The organism is Actinomadura macrotermitis (genome assembly GCF_009604375.1).
Lineage (GTDB): Bacteria > Actinomycetota > Actinomycetes > Streptosporangiales > Streptosporangiaceae > Spirillospora > Spirillospora macrotermitis.
This window is the reverse complement of the sequence record NZ_WEGH01000001.1, coordinates 2281211-2301231: the sequence shown is the minus strand read 5'-3', so window position 1 is coordinate 2301231 and position 20021 is coordinate 2281211. Positions and strand designations below refer to the sequence as shown.

Here is a 20021-nt window from a genome sequence, read left to right as displayed (position 1 = left end):
AGTGCTTCGGCCGGGTTGTGGCGTCGGTGACAAAAAGTGGCCTATGAGTATTTGCGTGCCGCTCTTCCCAACGGCGGGCGGAGCGGAGGAGAGTCGTCCCCCGATCTGTCGCCGAGCCCTCCGGAGTGATCAGTGCGGCGTGTGGTGTTCGTGTTCGCGGGAGGGATCGTCGCGCTGGCCGTCGGCGGCATGGACGTGGCGGCGGCGGTTCCGCAGGCGGCGGTGCAGCGCAAGGCCGCGCCGGTGGCGCAGGGGCCCCGGTTCAACCTGCCGACCGGGAACAAGGACCAGCAGGCCGGCATCGACCGGTACCTCAGGGGGCTGATCCGCAACACGCCGAAGGGCGCGGAGATCGACGTCGCGCTGTTCCGGCTGACCACCAGCGGCATGGCGGGGGAACTGGCGGACGCGGTGAAGCGCGGCGTCCACGTGCGGATCGTGCTGGACAGCGACTCGGTCAAGCAGTCCGCCAGCGTCTACGGCTACCTGAAGAGCCGGCTCGGCACCGACACCCGCAAGGCGTCGTGGATCGTGCTCTGCCCCAAGAACCGGGGCTGCATCGCGCCCGCCGTGAAGGGCGTCTGGGGCAAGAACCACAACAAGTTCTACGCCTTCTCCCAGACCCAAGGTTCGCGCAACGTGGTCGTGCAGACCTCCAGCAACGCGACCGGCGGCATGTACGGGGCGTGGAACGACGCCTACACGATGTCCGACGCGACCCTCTACAAGGCCTACCGCGGCTACTTCTACGACCTCGCGCGGCGCCGGGCGAACGGGAACTACTACAAGGTCGTCAGGTCGGGGACGCGGTCGGTGACCTTCTTCCCCAAGGCGGCCGGCGACCCGATCGTCAGCGCGCTGGACGGCGTCCTCTGCCTCGGCGGCACCCGCATCCGGCTGTCCAGCGGGCAGTTCACCCGGACCGAGGTCGCCGAGAAGCTGTGGTGGCTGGCCCGCAGCGGCTGCCGGGTGGAGATCGTCAGCGGCAGCTTCGGCGCCTCCACCCTGAAGACGCTGTCGCAGCCCGGCGTGCTGAACGCCGCGCCGTCCGTCCACTACTTCGCCAAGGGACAGACGCACGAGGCGCACTCCAAGTACCTGCTCATCGACGGCTGGTACTTCGGCAAGCGCGCGCGGGTGGTGATGGCGGGCAGCCACAGCTACACCACCGCCGCACTACGGCACAACGACGAGGCGATGGTGACGGTGCGGGACAAGGCGACCTTCGACGCCTACGTCCGCAACTTCGGCCAGGTCTACGGATCCGCCAAGGGCCGGCTGCGCTCCACCACGCTCTTCCAACTGCCGGCCCCGACCGTCCCTGACAACTCCAACGGCGACTGATCGGGCCGGCCCCTCGTCGGCGACACTGATCCCATGGAATACGTCGGCCGGGTGCCCGCCCCGCCGCTCGACCGGTTCGTCGACGACGTCTACTGCCTGACCGGGGTGCCGCGCCACCGCCGGGTGAACGTCCCGCCGATGCCGTCGGCGCACCTGTTCCTCAACCTGGGCGGACCCGCCCGCCTGTGGGACTCCGACCCGTCGGTGCCGCCGGCGGTGTTCACCGGCGGCTGGTTCATGGGCGTGTGGACCAGGCGTTTCCTCATCGAGTACCCCGCGCGGGTGCGGCTCGTCGGGGTGCACTTCAAGCCGTGGGGGATGGCGCCGTTCGTGGGCGTGCCGGCGTCCGAGCTGCGGGACCGGTGGGTGCCGGCCGACGCCGTCTGGCAGCGGTCGGCGGACCGGATCCGCGACCGGGCCGGCGAGGCCGCCTCGCCCGCCGCGGCACTGCGGGCCTTGGAGGAGGAGCTGCTGTCGCGGCTCGCCGAGACGCCCCCGCGCGGACTCGACCTCGTCCGGCACGCGGGCGGGCGCCTGGAGACCTCCCACGGCGCCGTCCCGGTCGGCGCGCTGTCCGACGCCGCCGGGGTGAGCGGCAACCACCTGGCCGCGCAGTTCAAGGCCCACGTCGGGGTCACCCCGAAGCGGGTGGCGCGGATCTACCGCTTCGCACAGCTGATCCTGTCCGTGGACGCCCGGCGGCCGGTCGACTGGGCGGGGCTCGCCCACACGGCGGGCTATTTCGACCAGGCCCACTTCAGCAGGGAGTTCAAGGACTTCACCGGCCACACCCCGACGGAGTACCTGGACCTGCGGCGCCGGTTCCCCGCCGCGCGCGGGTTCCCGCCGGACAACGGCCCGATGCCCGCCGATTGATTTTCTACAAGCCCGGCCGGCCCTGGGGACGGCAGGCTCGGAGGCGAAGGCACGAACAGACCCCAGGAGGACCCGTGGGCACGGTGATCATGCACAGCGTGGTGTCGGTGGACGGCTTCATCGCCGACGAGAACGACGAGGTGGGGTCGCTCCACGACTGGTACTTCAGCGGGGACGTCCCGATCGTCGCGGGCGGCGACCACGCCGAGGACGGCGGCGGCATCAGGGTCTCCAAGGCCTCGGCGGAGTACGTCCAGTCGATGTGGGACTCGATCGGCGTGATCATGATGGGCCGCACCCTGTTCGACCTGGTCAACGGCTGGGAGGGCCGGCCGCCCGCGGGCGACCACGTCGTCGTGGTGTCGCACCGGCCGAAGCCCGAGGGCTGGCATCCCGAGGCGTCGTACCACTTCGTCGAGGGCGCGAAGGCCGCGGTCGAGAAGGCCCAGGAGCTCGCCGGGGAGCGGACCATCGCGGTGAACGCCGGCGAGGTGGGCGGCCAGATCCTCGCGGCCGGCCTCGTGGACGAGGTCGCGATGGACGTGGTGCCGGTGGTGTTCGGATCGGGCAAGCGCTACTTCGGCGGCATCGACGGGCATCACCTGCTGGAGGACCCCGACGTGGTCCTCCAAGGCGACCGGGTGCTGCACCTGAAGTACAAGGTGCGCCGCTGAAGCCGAGAGGTCGGTGGCCCCGCTCGAGGCCGAGCGGGGCCGCGCCGGTCTCAGCCGAGGTTGCTGACGGGCAGCAGGCCGCGCTCGCCGAAGACCTTCTTGGCGACGAGCGTTGCGTTGATCGAGCGCGGCATCCCGGCGTAGACGGCCGTGTGCAGCAGCGCCTCGGCGATCTCGGACGGGACCAGGCCGACGTTCAGCGCGGCGTTGATGTGCACGTCCAGCTCGATCTCGCAGCCGCCGAGCGCGGCCAGCACGCCGAGCGTGACCAGCTGCCGGTCCCGGGGCGTCAGCTCCGGCCGGGCGTACATGTCGCCGAACGCCCACGCCACCACCTGGTGGCCGAGCTCGGGGGAGACGTCGGAGAGGGAGTCGACGATGCGCTGCCCGGCCTCGCCGTCGACCTTCTCCAGGACCTGCATGCCGTGCTTGTAGCGGTCTTCGCGGTTCATGGCTTCTGCGTTGTTCATGCTTTGAGTCTGGAGCCGAACCCGCCCCTGCCAGCCTCCCAGGCATCCCTGAGTATGCTTCCCATGCTTGGGAGGCATACATGGAGCTTCGGTTGCTCGGTTACGTGGTCGCGATCGCCGAGGAGGGATCGATCAGCGCCGCCGCACGCCGGCTGCACCTGACGCAGCCGACGCTGAGCCGCCAGCTGCACGAACTGGAACGGCAGTTGGACGTGGAGCTGTTCGTCCGCGAAGGCCGCGGCCTGACCCCCACCGCCGCCGGCCGCGTCCTGGTGGAACGCGCCACGGTGGTGCTGGCCGAGGCGGAGGCGGCGCTGGCGGACGTGAAGCTGGCGGCGGCGGGCCTCGCCGGCCGGCTGACCGTCGCGTTCGCCGGCTCAGGGATCAACGGCCCGCTCGGCGGCGCCCTCGGCCTGCTGCGCCGCGAACTGCCGCGCGTGGAGCTCGTCCTGGAAGAGAGCTTCAGCGACGCCGAGATGTCGGCCGGGGTGCTGGACGGCCGCTACGACGTCGCCGTCCAGCGGCTGCCCGCCCGCGACCCCCGGCTCGCCGTGCACGCCTGGTGGCGCGAACCGCTCAGCCTGTTCCTGCCCGCCGCCCACCCGCTGGCGCACGGAGCCGGCGCCGCGCCGCTGACTGCCCTCGGACAGATTCCACTGGTCATCTGGCCACGCGAGGTGTCGACGCGTTCCCACGACGAGATCATGGCGCTGTGCGAGCGGGCGGGCGTGGTGCCCCGTATCGGTGCCCATGGCCGCAGCGCGCAGACGCTGCTGGCCCTGGTCGCGGCCGGCTTCGGCGGCGCCGTGCTGGCCGACTCCCACCGCGCACTGCGTCGGGTCGGTGTCGCGGCCCGTCCTCTCGCCGGGACCACGACGACGCTCTATCTGGTCTGGCGGGCCAATGACACGAACCCACTGGTAGAGCGCTTTCGTGCTGCTCTTACCGACCTGGCCGGCACCGCAACGCAATGATCACCTGCTTCTGTGCGGTAGGGCTTGTGCGGTAAAGCAGGGGGTGGGGCGGAGTGCGTCGACGGCCTGCGGCCACCCTTGACATCGGAGCCTCTGCGACCCCTGCGGGCAGCACGACATGGGCAGGCTCCGCCCGCCCACGCCACACGCACCACACCCATCCGACTGGCTCAGATCGCCTGCAATCGCTTCGAGCGGGCCGGTACTCCCAGGCGGCGAAGGGGGTCTGGATCCGGTTATGGAGTAGACCAGGATTCCCTCGCGTCAGTCGATTGGTTCTGGTCAGCGGGTGCCGAGGTGCGTTCACCGATTGGCGGCCAACACTGCTGCGAGGCCTTCTTGCAGGTCTTTGACGAAGTACTCGGGAACCTCTAGTGACGGGAAGTGGCCGCCTCTTTCGGGTGACCTCCATCGGACGATCTGCCGGTATCGCTCCTGTGCCCAGGGGCGTGGGCACTTCTCGATGTCCCGGGGGTACATGCTGATCGCCGACGGGACGTCGACTCGAAGTTCGGGGTCGAGTGATCGGTGGCTTTCGTAGTAAATGCGGGCCGCCGATGCGCCGGTCCGCGTCAGCCAGTAGAGGGTGACATCGTCGAGAACCCTGTCTCTGGAAATCGTCTCGAACGGGCTGTCTTCGGTGTCCGACCACTCGGCGAACTTGTCAAGGATCCAAGCGAGAAGCCCGACCGGCGAGTCGGTGAGCGAGTATCCGATGGTCTGCGGCCGGGTTGCCTGCTGCTGCGCGTAGGCCGAGCGGTGGCGCCGGAAATCGCGGGTTTCCTCGGCCCACTCCCGCTCGACCGTCGTCAGCCCGTCCGTTGCCAACCCGGGTGGTGCCTCCGCGAACGTTGTGTGGATGCCGAGAACGTGCGACGGGAACCTGCCGCCGAGGACCGTGGTGATCACACCTCCCCAGTCGCCGCCGTGGGCCACGAACTTGCCGTAGCCGAGCCTTCCCATCAGTTCCACCCAGGTGGCCGCGATCTTTTCGGTTCCCCACCCGGTGGCGGCCGGCCTGTCGCTGTGGCCGAAACCTGGCAGCGACGGGACCACGACGTGGAACGCCGGCGCGTCTGCGTCCTTCGGATCCGCCAGCTCGTCCACCACATCGACGAACTCGGCAATGCTGCCCGGCCAGCCGTGCGTCAGGACCAGGGGAGCGGCATCCGCCCGCGTGGACCGGCGGTGCAGGAAGTGGATCCCCAGATCATCGATGGTCGTGCGGAACTGGCCGATGCGGTCGAGGCGCTCCTCGAACGACCGCCAGTCGTATTCGGTGCGCCAGTAGTTCACGACATCGCCGAGGTCGGCGAGAGGTACGCCCTGTTCCCATCGGTGAGGGCCGGGCGCGGCGCGACGGACCGTCTCGGCCTCCGGTAGCCGCGCCGCGGCCAGTCGTGCGCGCAGATCGTCGAGGTCGGCGTCAGTCGCGTGGGCTTCGAACGCTTGCACGTCGCGGGTCGGGCGGGGCATGAGACCTCCTGGCCATCGCGGAACCTGCTGCGAACTGGCAAGAACCAGCTAAGGCGGTTCTAACATTCCGTCGTGGCGGCGCGCAACCGGCTAAGGTGGTTCCATGCGTGCCGGGTTCCCTGTCTTCCGCCACGGTGACGTGCTGGCGACCAGCTTCACGGCGACCCTGAAGGAGCGCCACGGCGACGCCGTGGAGCGCATTCCCACGCCGCAGCGACTCGTCGACTGGCTGGCGGTGAACGGCCTGGCCGTGGAGTCCTGCACCACCGCCCAGCTCGAACTCGCCCGGGAACTGAGGGAATCGATTCACGCCGCCGCGACGGCGGCCGCGGCTCAAGACCCTCTTCCTGTGACCGCTGTCCAAGTCATCAATGAGCGCAGCATTCAGGGGCGGGCCTCTGCGATCCTCACGCCCGAGGGAGAGCGGCAATGGCGGCTCGGTTCGGGTTCATGTGTGGAGGACGCCCTCAGCGTGATCGCCGCCGATGCGATCAGCATCATCGCAGGCGAACGATCTGGAAGACTGGCCTTGTGCGCGTCCTCGACCTGCCGGGCCGCTTTCTTTGACACCAGCCAAAGTCGCACCCGCAAATGGTGTGATATGAACACGTGCGGGAATCGTCAGAAGAAAGCCCGCTTTATTGCTGGCCAGCGCAACCGTTCTGGCCTGTCGGAGTGATCGCTGCGCTCGGCACGCCCAGGTGGGCCCGTGTCTGCGGCACATTGCAACTGTGATGCATCCGTCGTGTTGGGCGCGTCCTGGCGGTGCCGCGAAGGGTCATCCGCCGCCCTTGATTCCTTCTCGGTTGGCCGACGCCCTGAGTGGTTCTCTGTTCCATGGCCATGCTCACCTGGGAGGGATCTGTTTCCCTATCCAGTGCGAACAGTGAACGCAACATGGGAGACCATGCAGCGGCACTACGCAACCGTTCAGCCGTCGATCGACACTTTGGGCGCGATCTCCAATCACGCTCCTCGGTGAACTCGCTGATGCGATATCCGCTGCACTTGCAAATGCATGTGATGGGGGCTTGAAGGTCGTTTCGCATGACGTTGGGTGAGGGTTTCGTAGCGGTCGAGGTAATCAATTCGAGGGAGGTTTTCGATAGTCTTTGTTCATGAGTTCGATGGTGTCTGATCCGGCGGGGATGTCCACCGGTGATGTGGTGGACACGATCGCCACGCTGGCCGCCGAACTCGCCCACCGCTCCGCCCCCGAGTCCGGTGCCGTCAGCAAGGAACTCGCCGAGACGCTCGGCCGTGCTCAGGATCAGCTCGAGTGCACGCTGGCCGGCTTGGTGGGACGGGTGGACGCCACCGGTGAGCAGGCCCGCTGGGGGCTGGCGTCGGCGAAAGCGTGGTTGTGCACCACGCTGGGGATGACCGACGCGCGGGCGAGTGAGCGGCTCGCCCTGGCTCGTCAGCTCCGCCGGTTGCCCGAGCTGGGCCGCCGGTGGGCCGATGGGGCGCTGCCACTGGGGCAGGCCACCACTGTCGTCCGAGCCGTCACTCGCCTCGACGACACCGACGCCGCCAAAGCCGAAAAGGTCCTGCTGGGTCTGGTGGACGACGGGTGGTCGGCGCGGCGGGTGGCGCAGGTCGGCAAGCGGATCCGCGAGGTGGTCGCCGATCGCGACGACTCCGGAGAGCCCAGCGACGCCAAGCGCGGCTACGACGCCTCCTGGATCACGGTGACCCGGTCCCTGGACGGTGGCCGCTACCTCAAGGGATGGCTCAATCCCGAAGACGCTGCCCTGTGGGACGGCACCCTCGCGCCCCTGGCCAAACCCGCCGGGCCCGAGGACACCCGCGACGTCACCCAGCGCACCGCCGCCACCCTGTCGGCGGTGCTGTCGGGAGGGCACAAGGCGACCAAGGTGACGGTGATCTGCGACCTGGACACCCTCACCGGCGGCCACGCCCCCGCCCGCCTCATCGACGGAACCCCGATCCCCGCCGGGCAGGCGCGGCGGATCGCCCTCAACGCCGGGGTGTCGCCGCTGCTACTGGGCCGCGACCATCAGCCGCTGTATCTCGGACGCGCAGTCCGCTTCGCCAACGCCGCCCAACGCCGCGTCCTGGAAGCGCGCTACGACACCTGTGCCGTCCACGGCTGTGAGATCCCCGCTCACCTGTGCGAAGTCGACCACGTCACCGGATGGGCCCTGGGCAGCCCCACCGACATCGACCAGCTCGCCCTGACCTGCGGCTGGCACAACCGCTTCAAACACACCCACCCCGACCAAGTCCACATCAGCCGGGACGAGGACGGGCGCTACCTCTACCGGCTCCTGCCTCCAGCAGACGTCCGCCGCGCTGGTCACGGCTCCGACGAGCACAATCCGTGGACCCGGGAACCCGCTCACTTCACCTCGTCTACCGTCCGCGCCCAGCGTCGGCTCCGGCGAGGACGACAGGACACCGCGAACCGGCACCGAATCCAGCACCCGCCACCTGGACCGGGCATCGACCACCCCCACCGGACATGAATCGGTCGACACCACGGTAGAAGCACCTGCACCGGTCCTCGCCGCAACCAGTTCCACGTCGTCGGGGTGCTATCTCTATCTGTTGCCGTCCTCGGGCAGTGCCCGCTGCCTGACTGCGTATCGGGCGCGCCCAGCGAACACAGCTCCTGGACGCAAGAACCCGCTCTACCTGCTCCTGTCCTCTGGGGCGGACTCGACGGCGGCAGGGAATCAACATCTATCAGCTGGACCGGCCATTGACGGGCCTGTCCGATCGATGGTGAGTCCGCTAGTACTCGGCGCGTGCCACTGAGCGGCGGCGACTGGAGATCGAGGGATGGGCGATCCAGGAACGGACGCGCCGCAGCCCTCCCGGCCCAGGTGGCGGCGAGGCGATCGCAGTGCAGTTCCATCGTGTGGTTGAAGGCGACGAAGAGTGCGAGCACGCCGGCTGCCAGCGGCAACGCCGTCGGTGGCCACCAGGCGATCAGGGGGAGGCCGGCCAGGGTGAGCGCCGTGATCACGATGGGGCGGCGCAAGGAGTCGTAGCGGGCCAGGTGCGCCGCCTCGTGCGCGATCATGAATGCGGCGACGTCCGGGCGGGCCGGCAGAGCGCGGGGGAACAGGATCACCGTGCGTCCGCCGGCGCGGTGGCAACGGCCGATCCTGTTGACGGCGCCGGTGCCCATGACGACATCATCGACTCCGCTGGGCCGCAGTGCGGACAGCAGCCGGGGCCGGGCGGGAGAGTCGATCCACCGGTAGGCGTGGGTGCGGGTGAGCTGCCGTGCCAACCATTGCGTCCGTGTGGGCATCACGGGTTTGGTGAGTGGGGGAAGCGTGGTCCATTCGCCACTGTCGGGCATCCCTCGTCCTCTCAGTAGAGGTCGTTGAAGGCCGGATGTGCGGATGGAACAGCAGGATCAGCGACTCGCCCACGGTGGGGATCTCACCGGCCTCGCGGACCGCCGTCGCGGTGACCGGCCGGCCAGCGCGACGTGGCAGACGGGATAGCGGACGCGCCAGACCGTCCATGCGCTGCCGAGGAAGAGGAAGCCGCCACGGGAACGGGCGGGTGCCGTAGCCGTTCAGCCACGCCAGCCGTAGTTCGCGTGCGATGTAGGAGCCGACGCGGAAAACCAGCCCGGCCGCGACGAAGGCGAGGAGGAGGTACAGGCCGAGCTCGGCCACGCTGGTGTCCATGGGCTGGTGCCGCGTACCCGCTGCACCGACCCGGCGAGGATGCCGAAAGAGAGTGCGCATTCGGCTGCCCAGATGCTTCGGCTGCCCAGATGCTTCGGATGGCCGCATAGGCGAGCGTGGCGGTGAGAGATCTTCGGGGCCTCGGCGCGCGGGTGCTGGGCGGCCAGCCGGTTGCCGCTGATCACGATCACTGCCAGGGAGACCGCCGTGACGCCCGCGGGGCCTAGCGGAAGCCGCTCTTGGTAGGGGTGGTCTGGTCGATGTCCGCTGCGGCGATCGCGTAGCAGAACAGCACCGTCAGCGTTGCCGGCAAGGATCACCAGGGGATGGCCGGTGAGTGATGCCCGTCCGGTCGTCACGTGCTGCCAGGTTCCGGCGGCCACGAGCAGGACGAGGCCGGGCAGCAGGCACACGGCGGTGCTCCACACGTCCAGTCCGTGCGCGGTGAGCAGCCGCGTCGTCGGCTTCGTTGGTGCGCCTTCCACGCTTGACAGCGATCCGGACCCACCAGGTCTGCGCGGTGCTGAAAGAAGTCGCTGTGACCAGGGAGAACAGCGACACCTGGCACAGCCCGTACGCTGCCTCGACCTCGGTGACGGTCCGGGCCACGGAGCGAGCGAGCCTCATGGCGGACAGTGTGATGAAGGTGTTCGCCGCTGTCGCTCCGGTGGCCGGGCCCGGACTTGCCGGACCTACTGGCTGCGACGACGGCGGCGGGCCAGGTGGATGCGGGTGAACAGCAGCACTTGGCCGGTGAGGAGGGCGGCCAGCCAGCCGGCCTGGAGGCTGGTCACGTCGTTGCGGTCGTTCTTGATGACGTTGCTGCGCAGGACCATCGGGGACAGCTGCGGCTGCTGCTGCTGATCCCCGCCCGCGACCTGGGGGGACGCGATCGGCGGCAGCGCCACCTGCGGCGAGGTCGGGGACGCGGTCGAGGTCGGCAGCGGGGCCGTCGTGGACGGGGCCGGCGGGGGCGCCGTGGTGTTCTGGTCGCCGCCGCCGTTGTTCCCGCCGCCGGACGACGGCACCGTGATGGTGATCGGGAACGATGTGGAGGCGCTCTTGGCCTTGGCGGCCGTGGCCGTGGCGACGAACGTGACCGTACCGGCCTTGGCGTTCTTGGGGACGCGCACGGTGGCCGTCACCGACTCGCCCGCGTCGGTGACGGCGCCGAGGGCGCGCCGGCCCGGGGACACCGACAGACCGCTCGCCGACAGGCGGAGCTGGCCGGAGTGCGCGGTGGTGTGGAGCGAGCGGATCGTCACCTTCGCGGTCAGCATGCCGCCCGGCGCGGCCGAGGGGTCCGACAGCTGGAGACCGAGGTAGAGCTCGGGCGTCGGAGCGGGCGACGGCTTGGTCGGCGTCGGCGTCGGTGTCGGCGTGGGAGTCGGGGTGGGCGTCGGCGTGGGGGTCGGCGCCGGGTCCTGTTCGCTGGGCTGATCGGCGGGCGGCGGGTCGGCGAGTGCGGTCACCGGGACCGCGGCGCCGGCGGTGACGGCCACTGCGATGATCGAATTCCGTGCCCAGCGGAGCAACCTGCCGCCTCCTTCGTCGGACCTGCGAAAGGACGAGGGGAACACGCGCCATCGGCACCGGCAACCCGGTTCGCGGGTTATTGACGGACGCCGCGCAGAAACCCTGGGGCACGCTCACTTAGTGATAAGCGGGTAATAGCGCCGGACGCTAGGTATTTCTTTTCGTTCCTCAGTGTATTGCTGGCCGGATGGGCGCCTATGTACGCTGCGCCAGCCGATATCCATGACCCGGAGGTGGCGTGTGAAGGCCGGTATGAACAGCCGGAGGTCCAGAGCCGTGATGGCCCTGGGCGCTGCCGCCATCGTCGCGTCCGGCCTGTCCGGTACGGGGTCGGCGTCGGCCGACCCGGTGAAGATGACGGTGAAGTACGTCTGCGACTTCCCCCAGGCCGGGAAGGTGCCGGTCACCGCGAACTACGCCACCGGTGTGCCGGCGGAGGTCACGACCGGGACGCCCACGGCGGTCGACGTCGAGACGACGCTCGCGATCAGCGGCAAGGCCCTGGCCAAGCTCGGCGCGACGGTGAGCGTCTCCGGCACGGCCGCTCCCGCGGCCCAGGGGGGCGCCACGAACGTCCCGATTCCGGTGGATCTGGCCGAGACCGAGGTGAAGACCGACGGCGGCACGACCGAGATCAAGGGCAGCGGCACCGCCCAGCCGGTCTTCCTGGCGGCGGGCGACGGCAAGGTCGACGCGGGCACGCTGATGTTGAAGACCAGGGCGACGGGAGAGGTCCCGTGCGCCGTGGCCGCCGGCCAGAAGACCACACTGGCCGCCTTCAAGGTCACCGGTGAGGCCAAGCCCGACGCCACGGCGCCGACCGCGCCGGGCAAGCCCAAGGTCGAGGAGCGGGACCTGACCAGCATCTCGCTGAGCTGGGCCGCCTCGACCGACGACGTCGGCGTCGTCGGCTATGACGTCTACGACGGCGAGGCCAAGGTGGTCTCCGTCAAGCAGAACTCGGTGACCGTGGGCGGGCTCAAGGCCGCTACCCAGCACGTCTTCACCATCAGGGCGCGCGACGCCGCCGGCAACGTGTCGGATTCGAGCGAGGCGCTCATAGCGCAGACGGCTGAAAGCGACAGTGCGCCGAAAGACTGCGGCAAGTTCCGGACCCCGCCCAAAACCGATCAGTGGGGATCCCGCAAGCGTGCGAGCTGCGTCTACATGGCCGGTTACAGCAACGTGCGCAAGCTCAACGCGGCGACCGCGCTGAACGACCCGGCCGAGGGCGAGCCGGTACATGCCAACGTGTTCGTCTACGGCATCGGCAACACCATCCAGGCCGACGTCGAGTTCGCCGGGCCGATGACGTCGACCGCGAAGATGCTGCAGTTCTCCTTCATGCCGGTGAAGGCGCGGATGGAGCTGACGCAGCTCGGGCACAGCACCCTGAAGATCTCTGGGTCGCCGGGAAAGTACAAGCTGAGGACGGACGTCAAGATGACGATCCGGCTGTTCGACGCGTCCGTCAACGGGACGAAGCTGGACGTCGGCCGCAAGTGCCGGACCGTGGAGCCCGCGACCATCACGCTCACCGGCGGCTCGCCCGAGTACAAGGGCGTCCAGCTCGGCGGACCGCTGTACGGCGTCTACGAGATCCCCAAGTTCACCGGATGCGGCGTCGGTGAGGATCTCGACTCGCTGCTGTCGGGGGCGATCTCCGGCCCCGGGAACTACCTGAAGATCATTCAAGGGCCGCTGTGCATCTACACCACCCAGCACTGCGTGCGGCCCAAGCCGATGCGCTGAACAACGCCTCGGACCAGGGGCCCGTAAAAAGGCGGGCCCCTGGTTTTTTCATGCCTTGTCGTAGCTGCTCAAAGTGATACTTGTCACGCGCTGCTAATGATTTAGGGAATACCTTTTCGCCTCTTGTTCGCCGTTTATTCGGGTCAGTAACGTACGCGCCGGACCGGAAGTCAGGAGACTCCACGATCATGAGCACACAGACATGACCGCCCCCCAGGTGATGGCCCCCCTGGCCGGCGGGTTGCGGCAGACCGGGCGGATGTTCGCGCTCGGCGCCACCGTGCTCGGCATGATGTGGCGCCGCCCGTTCCAGTTCCGCGAGTTCGTCGAGCAGTTCTGGTTCATCGCGGGCGTGACGATCCTGCCGACCGCGCTGGTGTCCATCCCGTTCGGCGCGGTGATCTCGCTGCAGGTCGGGTCGCTCACCCAGCAGCTCGGCGCGCAGTCGTTCACCGGCGGCGCCAGCGTGCTGGCGGTGATCCAGCAGGCCAGCCCGATGATCGTGGCGCTGCTGATCTCGGGGGTGGCCGGCTCGGCGATCTGCGCCGACATCGGGTCGCGGACGATCCGCGAGGAGCTGGACGCCATGCAGGTGCTCGGCGTCTCCCCGGTCCAGCGGCTGGTGGTGCCGCGCGTGCTGGCCTGCGTGCTGGTGGCGTTCCTGCTGAACGGCCTGGTCTCGGTCGTCGGCGTGGCGGGCGGCTACTTCTTCAACGTGCTGATGCAGGGCGGCACGCCGGGCGCGTACCTGGCGAGCTTCTCGGCGCTGGCGCAGCTGCCGGACCTGTACATCAGCGAGTTCAAGGCGATCCTGTTCGGCTTCATCGCCGGCGTCGTCGCCGCCTACCGGGGCCTGAACCCGCGGGGCGGGCCGAAGGGCGTCGGCGACGTGGTCAACCAGGCCGTCGTCATCACCTTCCTGCTGCTGTTCACGGTGAACCTGGTGATCACCGGGATCTACCTGCAGATCGTCCCGCCGAAGGGAGGCTGACCGATGGCCCTGCTGACCGAGATGCGGCCCAGCCGGCTGCTGGCCCGCCTGGACGCCCCCGGCGACCAGCTCATCTTCTACGTGCGGGCGCTGCTGTGGACGCCGCGCACCCTGCGCCGCTACCTGAAAGAGGTGCAGCGGCTGCTGGCCGAGGTGTCGTTCGGCAGCGGCGGCCTCGGCGTGGTCGGCGGCTCGATCGGCGTGATGATCGCGCTGACGCTGGCCACCGGAATGATCGTCGGCATGCAGGGCTACTCGGCCCTGCAGCAGATCGGCACCGCGGCCTTCACCGGGTTCGCCTCGGCGTACTTCAACACCCGCGAGATCGCCCCGCTCGTCTCCGGCCTGGCCCTGTCGGCCACGGTCGGCGCGGGTTTCACGGCACAGCTCGGCGCGATGCGCATCAGCGACGAGGTGGACGCCCTGGAGGTGATGGGCATTCCCAGCCTGCCCTACCTGGTGACCACCCGGATCGTCGCGGGCGCCATCGCGATCATCCCGCTCTACGCGATCGGGCTGCTGTGCTCCTACGTCGCCTCCCGTGAGGTGACGGTGGTGGTGAACGGGCAGTCGGCAGGCACCTACGACCACTACTTCGGTCTGTTCCTCTCTCCGACCGACGTGCTGCTGTCGTTCCTGAAGGTCCTGATCTTCAGTGTCATGGTGATCCTGTCGCACTGCTACTACGGCTACCGCGCGGTCGGCGGCCCCGCCGGGGTGGGCCGGGCCGTCGGCCGCGCGGTACGGACCTCGATCGTGCTGATCAGCGTGACGGACTTCTTCCTCAGCCTCGCGATCTGGGGCACGACCACGACGGTGAAGGTGGCCGGATGAGGCATCGCAGGAGGCAGGCCGGGACGGTCGGGCGGCGTTCGGCGGGCGTGGTGTTCATGCTCGTCCCCGCGCTGCTGGTGTGGCTGTCGGTCGCCATCTACAACAAGAGCTTCACCAAGGTGACGATGGTGAAGCTGAGGACCGCCAGCGTCGGCAACGAGATGCACCCGCACGCCGACGTCAAGCTGCGCGGCGTCGTCATCGGCGAGGTCCGCGACATCTCCTCCGACGGCGGCGACGCCACGCTGGAGCTGGCGATCCAGCCCGACAAGATGCGGCTGCTGCCGGCGAACGTGACGGCGCAGATGCTGCCGACGACGCTGTTCGGGCCGCGGTTCGTGGCGCTGATCCCGCCGGCCGCGCCGAGCCCGGCGCGGCTCACCGCGGAGAGCGTCATCAGCCAGGACCGCTCGTCCAACGCCATCGAGGTGCAGCGGGTGCTGAACAACCTGATGCCGCTGCTCACCGCGGTCCAGCCGGCGAAGCTGTCGGCGACGCTCACCGCGGTCGCGCAGGCCCTGGACGGCCGCGGCACCGAGCTCGGGCAGACGCTGGTCGAGCTGGACGCCTACCTGAAGAAGTTCAACCCGAACCTGCCGGCGCTGAACCGGAGCATCCGCGAGCTGGCGACGCTCAGCAACCACTACAGCGAGGCGGCGCCCGACATCCTGCAGGCGCTGAACGACGCGACCTACACCAGCCGCACCATCGCGGCGCAGCGCGCGAACCTGGCCGCGATGTACGAGTCGGTGACGGGCGTGTCGGACGACCTCACGGTGTTCCTGCGGGAGAACTCCGCCAACATGATCCGGCTGTCGGCGCAGAGCCGCGGCACGCTGGAGGTGCTGGCGAAGTACTCGCCCGAGCTGCCGTGCACGCTGAAGATGCTGACCGACTTCGTCCCGAAGATGGACCAGGTGCTCGGCAAGGGCACCGCGCAGCCGGGCCTGCACGTGGACGTGCACACGGTCCAGTCGAAGGGACGGTACGTGCCGGGCAAGGACAGGCCGGTCTACCGGGACCGGCGCGGGCCGCACTGCTACCCGGCCGGCTACGGCGCCAAGCCGCTGCGCACCGCCCGCGGGGGCCTGGGCATCGCCAACTCCCCGCAGGAGAACCAGCTGGTCAACGAGCTGATCGCGCCCGGGCTGCAGGAGGTCCCCGAGGCGCTGCCCGACTGGAGCAGCGTCCTGCTCGGCCCGCTGTACCGCGGCACGGAGGTGAAGGTCGGATGAAACGCCGGGGCCTGGCCGGGCCGATCGTCAAGTCGCTGATCTTCATCATGGTCACCGTGCTCGCCACGGCGGTGCTGGCGGTGAGCATCGCGCAGACCGGCGGCGGCGCCACCAGCAGCTACCGGGCGCGGTTCACCGACGCGTCGGGGCTGCGCGAGGGCGACAGCGTGCGGATCGCGGGCGTGCAGGTGGGGCGGATCGAGCAGATCCGCGTCGTGGAGCACCGCGTCGCGCAGGTGCGGTTCTCGGTCGCCAAGGACCGCCCGGTCCCCGCGACCGCGACCGCCACGATCAAGTACCTCAACCTCGTCGGGCAGCGGTACCTGGAGCTGGACCGGGGGACGGGCGAGGGCGGCGCGCTGCGGCCCGGCGCGATGATCCCGGTCGAGCGGACCGTCCCGGCGCTGAACCTGACCCAGCTGTTCAACGGGTTCCAGCCGCTGTTCGCGGCGCTGTCGCCCAAGGACGTCAACCAGCTCGCCGGGTCGATCATCCAGGTGCTGCAGGGCGAGGGCGGCACCGTGGAGGGGCTGCTCGGCACCATCGGGTCGCTGACCAGCACCATCGCGGGCAAGGACCAGGTCATCGGGCAGGTGGTGTCCAACCTGACCGCGGTCCTGGACACGGTGAACTCGCGCAGCGACCAGCTGACCGGGCTGCTCACCACGCTGCGCAGCCTGGTGTCGGGCCTGGCCGGCGACCGCAAGGCGATCGGGGAGGCGATCAGCGGGCTGGACGGCCTGGCGCAGAGCACCTCGGCGCTGCTGCGCGACGGCCGCGAGCCGCTGAAGAAGGACATCGCCGAGCTCGGCCGGCTGTCGACCAACCTGAACAAGGACTCCCCCATCGTCGAGGGCTTCCTGCGCACCCTGCCGATCAAGATGGCGGCGATCGGGCGGCTGGCCTCCTACGGCTCCTGGATGAACTTCTACCTGTGTGAGGCGGCCGTGACCGGAGCGACCTACCAGCAGGTCCCGGGCGAGCAGCACCCCCCGCCGACCGGCGTGGTGGACAAGTCGGGGAGGTGCGGCCGATGAGGCGCCTGCGCTGGAAGCCGGTCCGCAACCGCAACCCGATCGCGGTCGCGATCGTCGGGCTGACCGCGATGCTCCTCACCGCGCTGACCGCGCTGCAGGCCGGCGACCTGCCGGTCATCGGCGGCGGCACCGACTACACCGCCGAGTTCAGCGAGGCCGCTGGGATGCGGCCGGGCAACGAGGTGCGCGTCGCCGGCGTCAAGGTCGGCAAGGTCACCGAGGTGGCGCTGGACCACGGCAAGGTGCGGGTGGGCTTCCGGGTGAAGAAGACCTGGATCGGCGACGCCAGCACCGCCGCCATCGCCATCAAGACGCTGCTCGGCGACAAGTACCTGGCGGTCGACCCGCTCGGCGCCCGCGCCCAGGACCCGGCAAAGCGCATCCCGCTGGCGCGGACCACCTCGCCCTACGACGTGACGCAGGCGTTCGAGGACCTGGCCGGCACCGTCGGGCAGGTCGACTCGGCGCAGCTGGCCTCCAGCCTGCGCGCGATGTCGACCGCGTTCGCCGGGACGCCGCCGCACGTCCGCAAGGCGCTGGACGGCATGTCGGCGCTGGCCAAGACGATCTCCTCGCGGGACGCCCAGCTGGTCCGGCTGCTGGCGGGCACCCGGCAGGCGACGGGCACCCTGGCCGGCCAGAACTCCACCTTCGAGGCGCTGCTGCGCGACGGCAACCTGCTGCTCGGCGAGCTGCAGCGCCGCCGCGACGCCATCCACGGGCTGCTCGTCGGCACCCGCGACCTGGCGGCGCAGCTCACCGGCCTCATCGACGACAACCAGCGGCAGCTGAAGCCGACGCTGGACGCGCTCGGGCAGGTCAGCGACCTGCTGCTGCGCAACCAGCAGAACCTGGACCGCGCGCTGAAGATCGCCGGTCCCTACACCCGGCTGCTCGGCAACACCATGGGCAACGGGCACTGGATGGACGGCTACATCTGCGGCCTGGTGCCGAAGGAGTACCAGCCGCCCGGAACCGGACCGAAGCAGGGCTGCATGCCGCCCAAGAAGGGGGGCAAGTGATGTTGACGCGTCTGCGCGTCGCCGTGACCGTCCTCGGCCTGGCACTCGCCGCGGCCGTCGCCGCCACCGTCCTGGTGGTGCTGCGGCCGCCCGCCGGCACCCACGTCACCGCCTACTTCGGCGAGGCGATCGGCGTGTACGCGGGGTCGGACGTGCGGATCCTCGGCATCAAGGTCGGCCGGATCGACTCGGTCCGCGCCGAGGGCACCAAGGTGAAGGTGACCCTCACCGTCAAGCACGGCGTGGACATCCCGGCGGGGGCGCGCGCCGTGGCGGTCGCGCCGAGCCTGGTCGCCGACCGCTACATCCAGCTCACCCCCGCCTACACCGCCGGCGCGCGGCTGACGTCGGGGACCACCATCCCGGTCGAGCGGACCGCGACGCCGATGGAGCTGGACAAGGTCTACGACAGCCTGAAGAAGCTCGCCACCGACCTCGGCCCGCAGGGGCTGAACAAGGACGGGGCGCTGTCGGGCGCCATCGACACCGGCGCCAAGAACCTGGACGGCAACGGCCGGGCGCTGCGCGACACCGTCCAGCGGTTCGGGCAGGCCGCCAAGACCCTCACCGGGTCGCAGCAGGACCTGTTCGCCACCATCGACAACCTGCAGAAGTTCACCACCATGCTGAAGAACAACGACGGGCAGGTCCGGCAGGCCGAACAGCAGCTCGCGAGCGTCAGCGCGTTCCTCGCCGAGGACCGGCACAACCTCGGTGAGGCGCTGAAGGAGCTGGCGGTGGCGCTCGGCCGGGTCGAGCGGTTCGTCCGCGAGAACCGGGCGGTGCTGAAGACCAACGTCACCAAGCTGGCGTCGATCACCCGCACGCTGGTGGACCAGCGCAGGTCGCTGGCCGAGGCGCTGGACGTGCAGCCGCTCAACGTCGGCAACCTGCTGAACTCCTACGACCCGCGGACCAAGACGCTGATGGGTCGCGGCAACCTGAACGAGCTGTTCCCGCTGCCTGGAGGGACCCGATGAGGAGGCTCGCAGGGGCGCTGGCGCTGACCATGCTGACCACCGGCTGCGCCATGGGCGTGCAGGACCTGCCGCTGCCGGGCGGCGCCGACGTCGGCGACCACCCCTACACGGTGAAGGCGCAGTTCGCCAACGTGCTGAACCTGGTGCCGCAGTCGGCGGTGCGGGTCAACGACGTGGCCGTCGGGCGCGTCACCAAGGTCGCGCTGCCGGCGGGCGGCTGGAACGCCGAGGTGACGATGGTGCTGAACCGCAAGGTGAAGCTGCCCGCCAACGCCTACGCGCAGCTGCGCCAGTCGGGCCTGCTCGGCGAGAAGTACATCGCGCTCGCCGCGCCGCCGAGCGGCGCGACCGGCGCGCTGGCCGACGGCGCCTCGATCCCGCCCGACCGCACCAACCGCAACCCCGAGGTCGAGGAGGTGCTCGGGGCGCTGTCGCTGCTGCTGAACGGCGGCGGCATCGCCCAGCTGCGCACCATCACCGCCGAGCTGAACAACGCGATGCGCGGCAACGAGCCGCAGATCCGCTCGCTGCTCGAGCGCGCCGCGAAGCTGACCGGCGACCTGGACGCCAACAAGCAGAGCATCGTCGACGCCCTGGACGGCCTGGCCCGGCTGACCGGCACGCTGAACGCCCGCAAGCAGCAGATCACCACCGTGCTGGACGACATGGCGCCGGGCCTGAAGGTGCTGGAGGAGCAGCGCGGCGCGCTGGTGCGGATGCTGGGCTCGCTGGACGCGCTGTCGGGCGTGGCGGTCAAGACCGTCAACCAGAGCAAGGACGACATGGTCGCCGACCTGCGCGCGCTGGAGCCCACCCTGCGCAAGCTGTCGGACGCCGGCCGCGACCTGCCGAAGGCGCTGCAGGTGCTGCTGACCTTCCCGTTCACCGACGCGGTGCTGCCGGCGATCAAGGGCGACTACATGAACACCTACCTGCGCGTCACCGCGGTGCCGGGCACCGAGATCATCCCGCCGCTGAAGCAGCCCGACACCTGGCCGGGCAAGCCGGACGGCGGCGACGGCGGCGGGACGAGCAAGCCGGCGAGCTCCTCGCTGCTGCCGCTGCCCGCCACCGACGACGCGACCCACCCGGCCGGGGGGACGTCGTGACCGCCCCCGTCCGGCCCGAGCAGCGAGGAGGTGGGCGCCG

Annotated in this window: 17 protein-coding genes; 14 read left to right on the top strand and 3 right to left on the bottom strand. The window is 69.8% G+C overall.

Translation table 11 applies throughout. From position 1 onward, the window contains the following. Positions 1 to 132 precede the first annotated feature (132 nt). The 3 genes from ACRB68_RS10555 (at position 133) to ACRB68_RS10545 (ending at position 2894) form a co-directional block, all read left to right on the top strand. Positions 133 to 1344, top strand: a complete 1212-nt coding sequence (locus ACRB68_RS10555) for a phospholipase D-like domain-containing protein (protein ID WP_153531896.1) — start codon at positions 133 to 135, stop codon at positions 1342 to 1344. Positions 1345 to 1377: 33 nt separating this feature from the next. Then, on the top strand, positions 1378 to 2220 hold the full coding sequence (locus ACRB68_RS10550; RefSeq protein ID WP_153531895.1) for a helix-turn-helix domain-containing protein: 843 nt from the start codon (positions 1378 to 1380) through the stop codon (positions 2218 to 2220). Positions 2221 to 2294: 74 nt separating this feature from the next. Further along, a complete protein-coding gene (locus tag ACRB68_RS10545; RefSeq protein WP_328594007.1) occupies positions 2295 to 2894 on the top strand; it encodes a dihydrofolate reductase family protein in 600 nt (199 codons plus the stop codon). A gap of 50 nt (positions 2895 to 2944) precedes the next feature. Here ACRB68_RS10545 and ACRB68_RS10540 read toward each other — a convergent pair whose 3' ends face one another. Continuing rightward, on the bottom strand, positions 2945 to 3364 hold the full coding sequence (locus tag ACRB68_RS10540; protein WP_153531894.1) for a carboxymuconolactone decarboxylase family protein: 420 nt from the start codon (positions 3362 to 3364) through the stop codon (positions 2945 to 2947). Positions 3365 to 3444: 80 nt separating this feature from the next. Here ACRB68_RS10540 and ACRB68_RS10535 point away from each other — a divergent pair, with 80 nt between their 5' ends. Then, positions 3445 to 4338 carry a LysR family transcriptional regulator gene (locus ACRB68_RS10535; RefSeq protein WP_153531893.1) on the top strand — a complete coding sequence of 298 codons (894 nt, stop codon included), beginning with the start codon at positions 3445 to 3447 and terminating at the stop codon, positions 4336 to 4338. Positions 4339 to 4641: 303 nt separating this feature from the next. Here ACRB68_RS10535 and ACRB68_RS10530 read toward each other — a convergent pair whose 3' ends face one another. Continuing rightward, positions 4642 to 5814: an epoxide hydrolase family protein gene (locus tag ACRB68_RS10530; protein ID WP_153531892.1), complete on the bottom strand. Its 1173-nt coding sequence runs from the start codon at positions 5812 to 5814 to the stop codon at positions 4642 to 4644. A 103-nt stretch (positions 5815 to 5917) separates the two neighbouring features. Between ACRB68_RS10530 and ACRB68_RS10525 the strand changes: the two genes are divergently transcribed. Both ACRB68_RS10525 and ACRB68_RS10520 read left to right on the top strand, forming a co-directional pair. After that, positions 5918 to 6493, top strand: coding sequence for a CGNR zinc finger domain-containing protein (locus tag ACRB68_RS10525; protein ID WP_153531891.1), 576 nt, complete (start codon positions 5918 to 5920; stop codon positions 6491 to 6493). A 439-nt stretch (positions 6494 to 6932) separates the two neighbouring features. Beyond that, complete coding sequence (locus ACRB68_RS10520; RefSeq protein WP_153531890.1) at positions 6933 to 8303, top strand: HNH endonuclease signature motif containing protein; 1371 nt, start codon at positions 6933 to 6935, stop codon at positions 8301 to 8303. Positions 8304 to 10177: 1874 nt separating this feature from the next. On the opposite strand, the gene ACRB68_RS10515 is transcribed toward ACRB68_RS10520, so the two are convergent. Next, positions 10178 to 10987 carry a hypothetical protein gene (locus ACRB68_RS10515; protein ID WP_153531889.1) on the bottom strand — a complete coding sequence of 270 codons (810 nt, stop codon included), beginning with the start codon at positions 10985 to 10987 and terminating at the stop codon, positions 10178 to 10180. Between the two features lie 313 nt (positions 10988 to 11300). On the opposite strand from ACRB68_RS10515, the gene ACRB68_RS10510 reads away from it, so the two are divergent. The 8 genes from ACRB68_RS10510 to ACRB68_RS10475 all read left to right on the top strand — a co-directional run bounded on the left by ACRB68_RS10510 (position 11301) and on the right by ACRB68_RS10475 (position 19981). Continuing rightward, on the top strand, positions 11301 to 12773 hold the full coding sequence (locus ACRB68_RS10510) for a fibronectin type III domain-containing protein (protein ID WP_153531888.1): 1473 nt from the start codon (positions 11301 to 11303) through the stop codon (positions 12771 to 12773). Between the two features lie 202 nt (positions 12774 to 12975). Next, complete coding sequence (locus ACRB68_RS10505; RefSeq protein WP_194293235.1) at positions 12976 to 13764, top strand: MlaE family ABC transporter permease; 789 nt, start codon at positions 12976 to 12978, stop codon at positions 13762 to 13764. A 3-nt stretch (positions 13765 to 13767) separates the two neighbouring features. Continuing rightward, positions 13768 to 14598, top strand: coding sequence for an MlaE family ABC transporter permease (locus ACRB68_RS10500; protein ID WP_153531887.1), 831 nt, complete (start codon positions 13768 to 13770; stop codon positions 14596 to 14598). Continuing rightward, on the top strand, positions 14595 to 15833 hold the full coding sequence (locus ACRB68_RS10495) for an MCE family protein (protein WP_153531886.1): 1239 nt from the start codon (positions 14595 to 14597) through the stop codon (positions 15831 to 15833). The genes ACRB68_RS10500 and ACRB68_RS10495 overlap by 4 nt, the downstream gene beginning before the upstream one ends. Continuing rightward, the gene (locus tag ACRB68_RS10490; protein ID WP_153531885.1) at positions 15830 to 16870 is read left to right on the top strand and encodes an MCE family protein; all 1041 of its coding nucleotides are present in this window, start codon (positions 15830 to 15832) and stop codon (positions 16868 to 16870) included. The genes ACRB68_RS10495 and ACRB68_RS10490 overlap by 4 nt, the downstream gene beginning before the upstream one ends. Then, the gene (locus ACRB68_RS10485; protein WP_153531884.1) at positions 16867 to 17892 is read left to right on the top strand and encodes an MCE family protein; all 1026 of its coding nucleotides are present in this window, start codon (positions 16867 to 16869) and stop codon (positions 17890 to 17892) included. Before ACRB68_RS10490 ends, ACRB68_RS10485 begins: the two co-directional genes overlap by 4 nt. Next, entirely contained in the window at positions 17892 to 18872 is a 981-nt protein-coding gene (locus tag ACRB68_RS10480; RefSeq protein WP_153532533.1) for an MCE family protein, read from the top strand. The genes ACRB68_RS10485 and ACRB68_RS10480 overlap by 1 nt, the downstream gene beginning before the upstream one ends. Next, positions 18869 to 19981: an MCE family protein gene (locus tag ACRB68_RS10475; RefSeq protein ID WP_153531883.1), complete on the top strand. Its 1113-nt coding sequence runs from the start codon at positions 18869 to 18871 to the stop codon at positions 19979 to 19981. Before ACRB68_RS10480 ends, ACRB68_RS10475 begins: the two co-directional genes overlap by 4 nt. The last annotated feature ends 40 nt before the right edge of the window (positions 19982 to 20021 follow it).

Coding starts and splice junctions, on each gene's coding strand:
- ACRB68_RS10525 (WP_153531891.1), top strand. CDS start 5,918: ATGCGTGCCGGGTTCCCTGTCTTCCGCCACGGTGACGTGCTGGCGACC.
- ACRB68_RS10485 (WP_153531884.1), top strand. CDS start 16,867: ATGAGGCGCCTGCGCTGGAAGCCGGTCCGCAACCGCAACCCGATCGCG.
- ACRB68_RS10550 (WP_153531895.1), top strand. CDS start 1,378: ATGGAATACGTCGGCCGGGTGCCCGCCCCGCCGCTCGACCGGTTCGTC.
- ACRB68_RS10500 (WP_153531887.1), top strand. CDS start 13,768: ATGGCCCTGCTGACCGAGATGCGGCCCAGCCGGCTGCTGGCCCGCCTG.
- ACRB68_RS10505 (WP_194293235.1), top strand. CDS start 12,976: ATGACCGCCCCCCAGGTGATGGCCCCCCTGGCCGGCGGGTTGCGGCAG.
- ACRB68_RS10480 (WP_153532533.1), top strand. CDS start 17,892: ATGTTGACGCGTCTGCGCGTCGCCGTGACCGTCCTCGGCCTGGCACTC.
- ACRB68_RS10495 (WP_153531886.1), top strand. CDS start 14,595: ATGAGGCATCGCAGGAGGCAGGCCGGGACGGTCGGGCGGCGTTCGGCG.
- ACRB68_RS10520 (WP_153531890.1), top strand. CDS start 6,933: ATGAGTTCGATGGTGTCTGATCCGGCGGGGATGTCCACCGGTGATGTG.
- ACRB68_RS10540 (WP_153531894.1), bottom strand. CDS start 3,364: ATGAACAACGCAGAAGCCATGAACCGCGAAGACCGCTACAAGCACGGC.
- ACRB68_RS10475 (WP_153531883.1), top strand. CDS start 18,869: ATGAGGAGGCTCGCAGGGGCGCTGGCGCTGACCATGCTGACCACCGGC.
- ACRB68_RS10535 (WP_153531893.1), top strand. CDS start 3,445: ATGGAGCTTCGGTTGCTCGGTTACGTGGTCGCGATCGCCGAGGAGGGA.
- ACRB68_RS10490 (WP_153531885.1), top strand. CDS start 15,830: ATGAAACGCCGGGGCCTGGCCGGGCCGATCGTCAAGTCGCTGATCTTC.
- ACRB68_RS10510 (WP_153531888.1), top strand. CDS start 11,301: ATGGCCCTGGGCGCTGCCGCCATCGTCGCGTCCGGCCTGTCCGGTACG.
- ACRB68_RS10530 (WP_153531892.1), bottom strand. CDS start 5,814: ATGCCCCGCCCGACCCGCGACGTGCAAGCGTTCGAAGCCCACGCGACT.